Annotated in this window: 1 protein-coding gene; it reads left to right on the forward strand. The window is 68.3% G+C overall.

Going from position 1 to position 12,253, the window contains the following annotated elements; genetic code table 11:
- A partial coding sequence (locus tag B4M62_RS05190) for a non-ribosomal peptide synthetase (RefSeq protein WP_290705915.1) occupies window positions 1-12,253 on the forward strand: 12,253 nt, incomplete at both ends.

Raw genomic sequence — 12,253 nt, forward strand, 5'->3', positions numbered from 1 at the left:
GAGGTGTCGGTGCGGGATGTGTTCGATGCGCCGACGGTGCGGGAGTTGGTGGCTGCGGTGGCTGATCGGGCGCCGGCGTTGCCGCCGGTGACCGCGGTGGTGCCGCGCCCGGCTGAGATTCCGTTGTCCTTCGCCCAGAAGCGCATGTGGTTCATCAACCAGCTGAATCCGGCGTCGGCGACGTACAACCTGCCGCTGGTGCTCCGGTTGTCGGGTCGGCTGGACGTGTCGGCGCTGCGTAGCGCGGTCGGCGACTTGGTGGCCCGCCATGAGATCCTGCGGACTCGGTTCCCGGCGGTCGATAGTGAACCACGGCAGGTCATCGTCCCAGCAGTCGAGGCTGATATCGATTGGCAGGTCGTCGACTCGCAGGCCGCCATCGAAAGCGCAATAGGCACTGGTTTCGACGTGAGCACCGACCTGCCGTTGCGGGTCCGGCTGTGGCCGGTGTCGGCAGAGGAGCATGTGCTCGCGGTGGTGATGCAGCACATCGCATCCGACGGTGAATCGACGGCTCCGCTGATCGCTGATCTGGTGAGTGCCTACCAGGCCCGCCATGATCAGCACGAGCCCGCGATGTCGCCGTTGGCGGTGCAGTTCGCCGACTTCGCACTCTGGCAGCACCGGGTGCTCGGCAGCCCCGATGACCCGGGGTCGGTGGTCGGACGCCAACTGACCTACTGGACCGAGCAACTCGCCGGTCTGCCCGACGTCATGGATTTGCCCACCGACCGGCCGCGGCCGGCCGTCGCCAGCCAGCACGGCGCCCGGTGGGAGTTCGAGATCCCCGCCGATACCGCAGCCCAGATCGGTGCACTTGCCCAACAGTCTGGCGCGACGGCCTTTATGGTTGTCCATTCCGCGCTCGCCGTGCTCCTGTCGCGGCTGACCGTGAGTGACGATATCGGCATCGGCACCCCCATCGCGGGACGTGGACAGCCGGTGCTCGACCCGTTGATCGGCATGTTCGTCAACACCTTGGTTCTCCGCACCAAGATCGATGCCGACAGCTCCTTCGCACAGGTGCTCGCCGACGCCAAGGCCGTCGACCTCGATGCGTTCGCGAACGCCGACGTTCCGTTTGAGACGGTCGTCGAGGCGGTTGGGGCCACTCGATCGGCATCGTTCGCGCCGTTGTCGCAGGTGTGGCTGACCCTTGACCGGATGACGGTTCCCGAACTCGCCGGGGCGAACGTCGCCGTCGGTGAGGTGGCGGGCCTGCGGGTGAGTCCGATGGCCACCGACGATGCCGCGGCACGGGTCGATCTGCTGGTCAGTGTTGTGCCGGCCGACGGTGCATGGCGCGGTTCGATTACCTACGCCGCAGATCTGTTCGACGAGACGACGGTGGCGTCGTTGGCGCGACGGCTGGTGCGCGTCTTCGACAGCGCGGTGGCCGACCCCGACGCGGCGGTCGGTGACATCGCCCTTGACGACGCGATTGATCTGGCGGCGCTGACTGCCGACGCCTTGGTCGAGTCGACGCCAGTGGTCTCGGCCGCGGTCGCGGACGAGGAGGCCGCAAAGGCCGTCGTAACCGGTGGGCCGGGCCGGGCGCCGGCATTGTTGTCGGAGTTGTTCGTCGCCGCCGCACGTCAGCACGGGATGCGTCAGGCGGTCGTCGACGCGAGCGGCGAGGCCCTCACCTACGCCGAACTTGACGCGCGCTCGAATCGGCTGGCGCGGTGGCTGACCGCCCGCGGGGTCGGGGCCGACGATCGGGTGGCACTGGCCATCGGGCGGTCGGCGAGCCTGCTGACCGCGATCTGGGCGGTGGCGAAAGCCGGCGCCGCCTACGTGCCCATCGATCCGGACTATCCGGCCGAGCGGATCGCGATGATGGTCGAGGATTGCGGGGCCGTGCTGGGCATCGCCCTGGCGGCCACGCGCGACCTTCCTGAGCAGGGGTTCGAGTGGGCGCGGATCGACGATGCTGCGGTGAGTGCGCAGATCGCGGCACTGTCGGATGCGCCGTTGGCCGACGAGGAACTGGTGCGGCCGGTCCGGATCGACAACACGGCCTACCTGATCTACACGTCGGGTTCGACCGGCCGTCCTAAAGGGGTTGCGGTCAGTCATGCCGGGCTGGCCAATTTTGGCCACGAGGAGGTGCGCCGGAGCGGGGTCGACGAGTATTCCCGCGTCCTGGGGTTCGCCTCCCCGAGTTTTGACGCCTCGATTTTGGAGTACCTCTTGTCGACCGTCAGCGGCGGGGTGCTGGTGTACCGGCCGTCCGACGCTATCGGCGGCCCGGTGCTGGCCGACTACCTCACGCGTCAGGCGGTCACCCATGCCTTCCTGACCCCAACGGTGTTGGCCACTCTCGACCCGACGGTGCTGCCGACATTGCGGGCGGTCTATGTCGGCGGCGAGGCGGTGCCGGCGACGTTGGTCGACCAGTGGGCACTGCTGCGACGGGTGCAGGCCATGTACGGTCCCACCGAGGCCACGGTCGCGGTCAGCATGAGTAGCCCGATGCAGCCCGGCCAGCCGGTCAGCATGGGCGGGGTCATCAATGGGGTCGGATTTGTGGTGCTCGACCATCGGATGCGACCGGTGCCGGTGGGGGTGCCCGGCGATCTCTACATCCTCGGCCCGGCCCTGGCCCGGGGGTACCACGGCCGTTCAGACCTGACTGCGGACCGGTTCGTCGCCACCGCGTTCGGTCCGGCGGGGACCCGGATGTATCGCACCGGCGATGTGGTGCGCTGGCGTCAGGACAGTACCGGGCAACTCGTTGCCGAGTACTCCGGTCGGAGCGACGATCAGGTGAAGCTGCGCGGTTTGCGCATCGAACTCGGCGAGATCGATGCGGCGCTGGCCGCCCACCCGGCGGTGAGGTCTGCCGTCGTGGTCGGTGTCGGTGCCGACGGCCAGCTGGTCGACTCGGGCGAGTCGGTGATCTCCGGACTCGCCGGCTATGTGGTCCTTGCCGAGCCGGTAGAGATGACCGAGCTGCGCGCGACCCTGGTCGAGCGGTTGCCCGAGTACATGGTTCCAGCGAGCCTGACCGAGATCGACGCGCTGCCGATGACACCGGCGGGCAAGCTGGATCGTCGTGCGCTGCCCGCGCCCGAGCTGGGGATGTCGGCGGGCTATGAGCCGCCGCGGACCGAGGCGGAGACACAGCTGGCGGCGATCGTCGGCGGACTGCTGGGTATCGAGCAGGTGAGTGTGACCGAGTCGTTCTTCGCCCTTGGCGGCGACTCGATTATGTCGATCCAACTGGCGTCGGCGGCGAAGGCCGCCGGGATGGTGGTCTCACCCCGAGAGATCTTCGAGTACAAGACGATTCGGGCGATCGCGGAGGTGGCGACGGACGCCTCGGCGCAGCTGCCCGACCTGGTGGAGCCCGACGAGGGTGATGGCGATCGGGTTCCGCTGACACCGGTGGTGTCGTGGATGCTGGACCTGAGTGACACCCCCGACGATTTTGCGGACTTCTCGCAGTCGGTGGTGCTGGTGGCCCCGGCCGAGCTGACCAGCGCGACGCTGGGCGAGGTCGTCGAGGCCGTGGTGGCGGCGCACCCGATGCTCGGTGCCGCCCTGACTCAAACCGACGGCGACTGGCAGCTGCGAACCGGTGTGGGACGCAGTGGGGTGGCCGAGCTGACCTCGGCACACCGGGTCGGCGACGACGAGTTCGACGCCGATCTGGTGCGTGCCTTCGAAGCGGCCTCCGCGCGGCTGGCTCCCGGTGTGGGGCGAAACGTCGAGGCCGTGCTCGTCCGCGATGCCGAGGGCCCCGCGCGAGTCGTTCTCGTCATTCATCACCTCGTTGTCGATGCGGTGTCCTGGCGCGCGGTGGTCGAGGACCTCCTCACCGCATGGGCTCAGCACAGTGCCGGTCAGCCGTATTCGCTGCGTCCCGAGGCGACGTCGATGCGGGCCTGGGCGATGGCCCAGGCCGAACGGGCCGCCGACCGCCGCAGTGAGCTCGACTACTGGCTGCCCCGCGCGCGGGTCACCGATCTCGGGGTGGAACTGGATCGTGGCCGCGATCGGGAGCACACGGTGCAGACCGTTATCGAAGATGTGCCCGCGGATGTCACTGAAGCAATTCTGACCAGGGTGCCGGCAGCTTTCGGCGGCGCGGTGAACGATCCCCTGGTGGCGGCGCTGGCCCGGGCCGTCCGGTCCTGGCAGCATGCCCACGGCATCGTCGACGAGGCACCGGTGGCCCTGTTGGTTGAAGGCCACGGCAGGTACGAAGAGGTGCTGGCCGCCGGGTCCCACCCGGTGCGTGCCGACCTGTCGCGCACGGTTGGCTGGTTCACCACTATCGCACCGATCAGCGTCGATCCCGGCGTTGATGTCGAGCATGCGGTGAAGGCGGCGAAGGAAGAGCGCGTCAACGCCCCCGACCGTGGCATCGGCTTTGGGCTGTTGCGGTTCGGGGCGAGCCCGGAACTCGCGGAGCGGCCGTTGCCGGCGATCAGCCTCAACTATCTGGGGAACATCGCAGGCGGCGACGAGGCGGTCGGCGACTTGCTGCCGGCGGCCGATGCGCCCCGCCTGCCGGGTACGGTGCGCGGGGCGATGGTGGCCACCAATGCGCTGACCATCAACGTCAGCACGGTGCTCGACGACGACGGCGGCCGACGGTTCTCGGCGGCCTTCGGCTTCCCCGGCGCGCTTCTCGAGTCGTCTGCGGTCGCCGACCTGGCGCGCCGCTGGACCGACGAGTTGACCGCAATCGTGGCCCATGTGGACGCGGTCGGCGATCCGGGTCTCTCACCGTCGGACGTGGTGGGTGTGGAGGTGTCCCAACACGATCTGGACACGTTGGCCCGACGGTACCCGGGTGCCGCGGTGTGGCAACTGTCGCCGTTGCAGCGCGGATTGGCCTTCCAGGCGGAGATCGTGACCGGCGCGGACGCGGCGGTGGATGTGTATGTGGCGCAAGCGGTTCTGCAGCTCGACGGCAATGTCGACATCGACCGGCTGCACGGTGCGGCGCAGGGCTTGCTCGAGCACCACCGAGTCCTGCGATCCGGCTTCGTCCGGACCTCGAGCGGCACTGTGGTCGCGGTGGTGCCGCCCAGCGCCGAGGTCGGGTGGCGGGTCGTCGACCTGATGGGGACGACGAGTGACGTCGTGGCGCAGCGAGTCGCCGAGATCGCCGACGCCGAGCAGGTCAATCCCTTCGATCTGAGTGACCCGCCGCTGATCCGGTTTGTCGCGGTGCGCACCGAATCCGGGGTGCGACTGGTCGTCACCAGCCACCACATCCTGGTCGACGGCTGGTCGTCGCCGCTGGTTATCGCGGATCTGTTGGCGCTGTATGCCACCGGGTCGACCTACACCGGCCAGGTCAATACGTCGGGTAACGACTTCGCGGATTTCCTCGCGCTCCCTCCCGTCGCCGACGATGCCGAGAGTATGGCGGCGTGGCGCAACCTGTTGCTGCCGCTGGAGGAACCGACCCTGGTGGCAGCCAACTCGGTGCCGACCAGTGACCAGCTGCCCCGTGATCGCATTGTCGTCCTCGACCCCGAGTTGTCGGCCGCGATCGAGGATGCGGCCCGTACGCGGGGCGTCACGGTAGCGGTCATCATGCAGTTCGCCTGGGCGGTCCTGTTGTCGCGACTGACGGGCAACCGCATTGTCGCCTTCGGCGAGACCGTGTCGGGTCGGCCGGCGAACCTCGAGGGCGTCGAGGCGATGGTGGGCTTGTTCATCAACACTCTGCCCGCCGTGGTCGACGTCGACCCGGATGCGACGATCGGCGAAGTGCTCGACCGCATTCAGACGGCCAAGGTGTCGGTGCTCGACCATCAGCACGTTTCGCTGTCCGAGATCATGGCGGCCGCCGGGGTGCCGGTGCTGTTCGACACCCTGGCGGTGCACGAGTCGTATCCGGTCAACACCGATTCCATTGCGGGGGCCGATCCCTCCGGAACGGGCGACTTGACGGTGGCCGACGTGTGGGCGCGCGACGCGACGCATTATCCGCTGTCCTTCGTGACGTCGGAGAGCGGTGACTCGTTTGTCCTCAAGGTGAAGTACCTGCCAGCCGTATTCGACGACCGGCAGATCGAGGTATTGACCGATACGCTCCGCCAGATTTTGACGGCCACGGCGGGCGCCGCCACCACTCGGGTCGCCGAAATCTCGCTCCTCGGCGCGGACGAGGCCGCCGCCTTGACCCCGGTTTCCGGTGGGGTCGGCGAACCGCCGGTGGTGTTGGCCGGGCTATTCGCCCGGGCGGCACAGCGGTGGCCGGAGCGTGTCGCGGTTGTCGACGGTTCCGGTGCCGCGTTGACGTACGCCGAGTTGGATCAGCGGTCCAACCAGCTTGCGCGCTGGCTTGTCGATCGTGGAATCGGGGTGGAATCGCTGGTCGCATTGGCGATCCCTCGGTCGGTTGAGTTGCTGACCGCGATTTGGGCGGTGGCCAAGACGGGCGGCGGCTACGTGCCGATCGATCCGGACTACCCCGCGGAGCGGATCGCGGCAATGGTCGAGGATTCCGGTGCGGTGCTCGGGCTGGCGGTGCGTGCTGCTGGGGAGCTGCCGGACGAGGGCTTCGAGTGGGTTCATATCGACCGGCCCGACGCGGTCGCCGAGATCGGTGCGCGCGACTCGGGGTCGCCTGTTGCGGTGCGGGCCGAAGCGCGCCCGCACAACACCGCCTATGTGATCTACACATCCGGATCGACCGGACGGCCGAAGGGTGTGGCCGTCACGCACACCGGCCTGGCGAACTTCAGTGCGCAGGAGGCCCGCCGACTGAAGGCCGGCGATGCACCTGTCGTCCTTGGTTTCGCGTCGCCGAGTTTCGATGCCTCGGTGCTGGAGTATCTGTTGGCGACGGAGGCGGGGGGCACGCTGGCCTACCGTCCCAGTGCGGCGATGGGCGGTCCAGAGCTGCAGCAGTTCATGCGCGACCAGCGGATCACGCACACCTTCCTGACCCCGACGGTGCTGTCGACCCTGGAACCGGCGGATCTGCCGGATCTGCTCCATGTCGCCGCGGGCGGTGAGGTCGTGCCGCGTGGGCTGGTCGAAGACTGGCTCCGGTACACGCGTCTGCACAACGTCTACGGGCCGACTGAGACCACCATCCTGATCACGATCAGCGATCCGATCGAGGCCGGGCAGCCGGTCTGGATGGGCGGACCGATGCCCGGGGTCGATCTGATGGTGCTCGACGAGCGGCTGCGGCCGGTTCCGGTCGGGATCCGCGGTGAGCTCTACGTCATGGGCGGTGCCCTGTCGCGCGGCTATCTCGATCAGGCGCCGTTGACCGCCGGGCGTTTCGTTGCCACCCCGTTCGGGACGGGCGAACGTATGTATCGCACCGGCGACATCGTGTCCTGGCGGGTCGGTGCCGCCGGCGAGCTGGTGCTGGAGTACAACGGCCGTGGCGACGATCAGGTGAAACTCCGTGGTCTGCGGATTGAACTCGGCGAGATCGAGTCGGCATTGACCACACATGCGGCGGTCGATACCGCTGTCGTGGTCGGCGTCGGCGGCTCGGTGGCCACCGCGCTGGCCGCCTATGTGGTGGGCGGCGACATCGACGTCGCGGAGCTGAAGTCGTTCCTGGGTGAGCGACTTCCGTCGCACATGGTTCCTGCCTCGATCATGGTGCTCGACGCCCTGCCGCTGACCCCGGTCGGCAAGCTCGACAAGCGGGCCCTGCCGGAGCCGATCATCGAGGTCGGCGAGTTCGTGGCACCGGCGACCGAGGTCGAGGTCACGGTTGCCGGGGTGTTCGCCGATGTCCTCGACGTCGGCGTCGACGAGGTCAGCGTCACGGCGTCGTTCTTCGAGCTCGGCGGCAACTCGCTGTCGGCGACCCGCGTGGCCGCGCGCCTCGCGGAAGCGCTCGACGCGGACGTTTCGGTGCGCGATCTGTTTACGACGCCGACGGTGCGTGCGCTGGCGGCCGGCATCGACGCAGGTGCGGGTGGGTTACCGCCGGTGACCGCGGTGGTGCCGCGCCCCGATCGGGTGCCGTTGTCCTTCGCCCAGCAGCGCATGTGGTTTATCAACCGGCTCGAGCCGGATCTGCCGACGTACAACATCCCCGCGGTGTTGCGCTTGACGGGCGCGCTGGATGTGGCGGCCCTGCGGGCTGCGGTCGGCGATGTGGTGGCTCGGCACGAGGTGCTGCGCACCACGTTCCCCGATGTCGACGGGGTGCCGTTCCAGGACGTCGCCGCGACTTCGTCGATCCAGGAGCGTCTCGACTGGCAGGTGGTCGACAGTCGCGAGCAGGTCGAGGCCGTGGTGGTCCAGGGCTTCGACGTGAGCACGCAGTGGCCGATCCGGGTGCGGTTGTGGCAGGCCGGCGAGAGTGAGTTCGTGCTCGCCCTGGTCGTCCACCATATTGCGGCCGATGGTGAGTCGATGCAGCCGCTGGTCACCGACGTGGTGACCGCGTACGCGGCGCGGGCCGCCGGCGAGTCGTCGGGTCTGGCGCCGCTGGACGTACAGGTGGCCGACTTCGCGATCTGGCAGCACAAGGTCCTTGGGTCGCCCGAGGACGCGCAGTCCGTCGTCGGCCGCCAGTTGCAGTACTGGCAGGATCAGCTGGCCGGTGCGCCCGATGTGCTGGAACTGCCGCTGGACCGGCCGCGGCCGCGGATCGCCTCCCATCGGGGCGGACGGGTCGAGTTCGAGATCCCCGCGTCGCTGGGCGATCGGATCATTCGGGTCGCCAAGGACCGGGATGTGACGCCGTTCATGGTGTTGCATGCCGGCCTGGCGGTGCTGTTGGGCCGGTTGGGCGCGACCGATGATGTGAGTGTGGCGACCCCGATCGCGGGGCGTGGACAACAGATACTCGATCCGCTGGTCGGCATGTTCGTGAACACCCTGGTGTTGCGGACGCGCACGCGGTCGGGGCTGAGTTTCACCGATCTGCTCGCCGAGGTGCGCCAAATCGACCTCGAGGCGTTCGCGCATGCGGATGCGCCGTTCGAGACGGTGGTCGAGCGCGTTGATCCGGTGCGCAGCGAGGCGTTCCCGCCGCTGGCGCAGGTCATTTTGTCAGTCACCCATGGCGGTGCCGAGCTGCCCGAGGTCATGGTGGGCGACTTGTCGGTTTCGCCGGTGGCCCCGGCCGAGGCGCCCGCGCAGTACGACGTGAACGTCGCGATCGTCGTGGACCCGGGTAACGCGTGGCGCGGCACCCTGCTTTACGCCACAGAACTCTTTGACGAATCGACGATTGACGAGTTCGGCGGCCGGCTGGCGGCGGTGCTCGAGCAGGTGACCACCGATCCGTCGAGGGCCATCGGCGATCTCGAGGTGCTGACCTCGCGGGAGCGTACGTCGCTGGCGCAGTTGCCCGCGCCGACGGTGCCGGCCGAGGCGGGCCGGTCGCTGGTCGACCTGTTCGCCGACGTCGTCGCGGTCCGCGGTGGATCGCGGGCGGTGTCGGCCGGTGACTCGTCGTTGACGTACACCGAGCTGGACGAGCGGTCGGATGCGATCGCGGCCGGCCTGGTCGCGGCCGGGGTGGGCAGCGGCGACCTGGTCGGCCTGGCCACGGCGCGTTCGGTGAATCTGGTCGCGGCGATCGTGGGCGTGCTCAAGGTGGGCGCGGCATATCTGCCGCTGGATACGACGAACCCGGTTGATCGGCTGGCCTACATCGTCGGCGATTCGGGTGTGCGGGTGGTGCTCAACGATGCGTCGACCGCTGACAGTGAGTTGTGGTCGCACGTCGGGGAGGCGGCGGTTCTCGATGTTGATGACCTGACCCGCGCTAACGCCGGTGTGGTGTTCACGCCGGTACCGATCCTGCCCGCGGCGCGGGCCTACGTGATTTACACGTCGGGATCGACCGGACGTCCCAAGGGTGTGGAAGTGACCCATGGTGACGTCGGTGCCCTGATGGGTGCGACGCGGGCGGACTTCGAGTTCCGCCCCGACGATGTGTGGACCATGTTCCACTCCTACGCATTCGACTTTTCGGTGTGGGAGTTGTGGGGCCCGTTGCTCTCCGGTGCGCGACTTGTCGTCGTGGATCGTGAGTTGGCCCGGGACATCGACGCATTCGTCGGTTTGCTCGCGGCCGAGGGGGTCACATTCCTGAACCTGACTCCGTCGGCCTTCTACCAGCTGATCGATGCCCGGCGTCGACGCCCGGACGCACAGCTGGCGTTGCGCTACATCGTCTTCGGCGGTGAGGAACTGGGCTTCGAGCAGGTGCGCCGGTGGTTCGACGAGAACCCCGACGACGATGCCCGGCTGATCAACATGTACGGCATCACCGAGACCACGGTGCATGTCAGCTTCCGTGACATCGAGCGGGACGTCGTGTCGCGCGCCGATCCCTCGTACATCGGCCGGCCGTTGTCGTCGCTGGCGATCCACATCCTCGACGACCGGCTGCAGCCGGTCCCGCAGGGGGTCGTCGGGGAAATGTACGTCGCCGGCGCCCAGCTCGCCCAGGGATACCTCAACCGGCCGGAACTGACGGTGACCCGGTTCGTCGCCGACCCGTTCGGCCGGACCGGTGGACGGCTGTACCGCACCGGCGACCTCGCGCGCCGGTCCGGTGACGACATCGAATACCTGGGCCGGGCCGATGGCCAGATCCAGCTGCGCGGCTTCCGTATCGAGTACGGGGAAGTCGAAGAGGCCCTGCTCGGCGTCGACGGGGTCGTCGGGTCCGCGGCGCGGGTCATCAGCGACGAGCACCGCGGCGATCTGCTGATCGGATACCTGGTGGTCGAGCCGGGGGCAGTGGTCGACGCGCAGCAGGCCCGTGACCAGGCCGGCGCCCGGGTGCCGCGCTATATGGTGCCGGACCTGGTGATGATCGTCGACCGGCTCCCGCTTACGGCCAACGGCAAGCTCGATCGCTCGGCGTTGCCGCTCCCGGCGGCCGACCGCGCGACCGAGGACTACACCGCGCCCCAGGGGCCGGGCGAAACCGCCGTCGCGGCGGTGTTCGCCGGCGTCTTGGGTGTGGAGCGGGTGTCGGTGACCGAGTCGTTCTTCGATGCCGGTGGTAACTCGTTGTCGGCGATGCGGCTGGTGGCCCGCGTCGGTGAGGCCCTTGATGCGCAGGTGTCGGTGCGCGATGTGTTTGATGCGCCTTCGGTGCGGGAGTTGGTGGCGGCGGTGGCCGATCGGGCGCCGGCGTTGCCGCCGGTGACTGCGGTGGTGCCGCGCCCGGATGAGATTCCGTTGTCGTTCGCCCAGCAGCGGATGTGGTTCATCAACCAGTTCGATCCGGCCTTGCCGACCTACAACATTCCGGCGGTCATGCGATTGTCCGGCGAGGTCGACGTGGATGCGCTGCGGGCGGCCCTCGCCGACGTGGTGGTGCGGCACGAGGTGTTGCGGACCCGGTTCCCCGCGGTGGATGGGGTGCCCCGTCAGGTGGTCGCCCCGGTGGCCGAGGCGACCGCTGATCTGCCGTGGCTGTGGGCGGACTCGGTGGCCGTCTTCGAGAGTGCGGTGACGGCGGGATTCGACGTGACCGTGGACCTGCCGATCCGGGCGGTCGCCCATCGCGTGGGCGAGTCCGACCTGCTGTTCGCCGTGGTGGTTCATCATATTGCTGCTGATGGTGAGTCGATGTTGCCGTTGGTGTCCGATGTGGTGGCGGCGTATGCGGCGCGGGCTGCTGGTGGGTCGTCGTCGGGTTTGGCGGAGCTGGATGTGCAGTTCGCCGATTATGCGTTGTGGCAGCACGAGGTGTTGGGGTCTGCTGGTGATCCGGATTCGGTTGCTGGTGGTCAGTTGGCGTTTTGGCGGGAGCGGTTGGCCGAGTTGCCCGATGTGTTGGAGTTGCCGGCTGATCGGCCGCGTCCGGCGGTGGCGAGCTATCGGGGTGCCGAGATTGGGTTTGAGGTGCCGGCGCTGGTTGCCGAGCGGGTTGCGGTGGTGGCGCGTGAGCGGGGGGTGACTCCGTTCATGGTGGTGCATGCGGCGTTGGCGGTGGTGTTGGCGCGGTTGTCGGGGACGCAGGATATTGCGATTGCGACGCCGGTGGCCGGTCGTGGTCAGGCTGAGCTGGATGATTTGGTCGGCATGTTTGTCAACACGTTGGTGTTGCGGGCCGAGGTGTTGGGGTCGGTGCGGTTCGGGGAGCTGCTCGATCAGGTGCGGGTTGATGATTTGAATGCGTTCGCGAATGCGGATGTGCCGTTTGAGACGGTGGTCGATGCGGTTGATCCGGTGCGTAGTGAGGCGTTTGCGCCGTTGGCGCAGGTGATGTTGTCGTTCGATCCGGGGGCGTCGGCTGCGCAGGCCGATGTCGAGATCGCCGGCATGCAGATCGAGC

The sequence above is a fragment of the Gordonia sp. UBA5067 genome (genome assembly GCF_002414845.1).
Lineage (GTDB): Bacteria > Actinomycetota > Actinomycetes > Mycobacteriales > Mycobacteriaceae > Gordonia > Gordonia defluvii.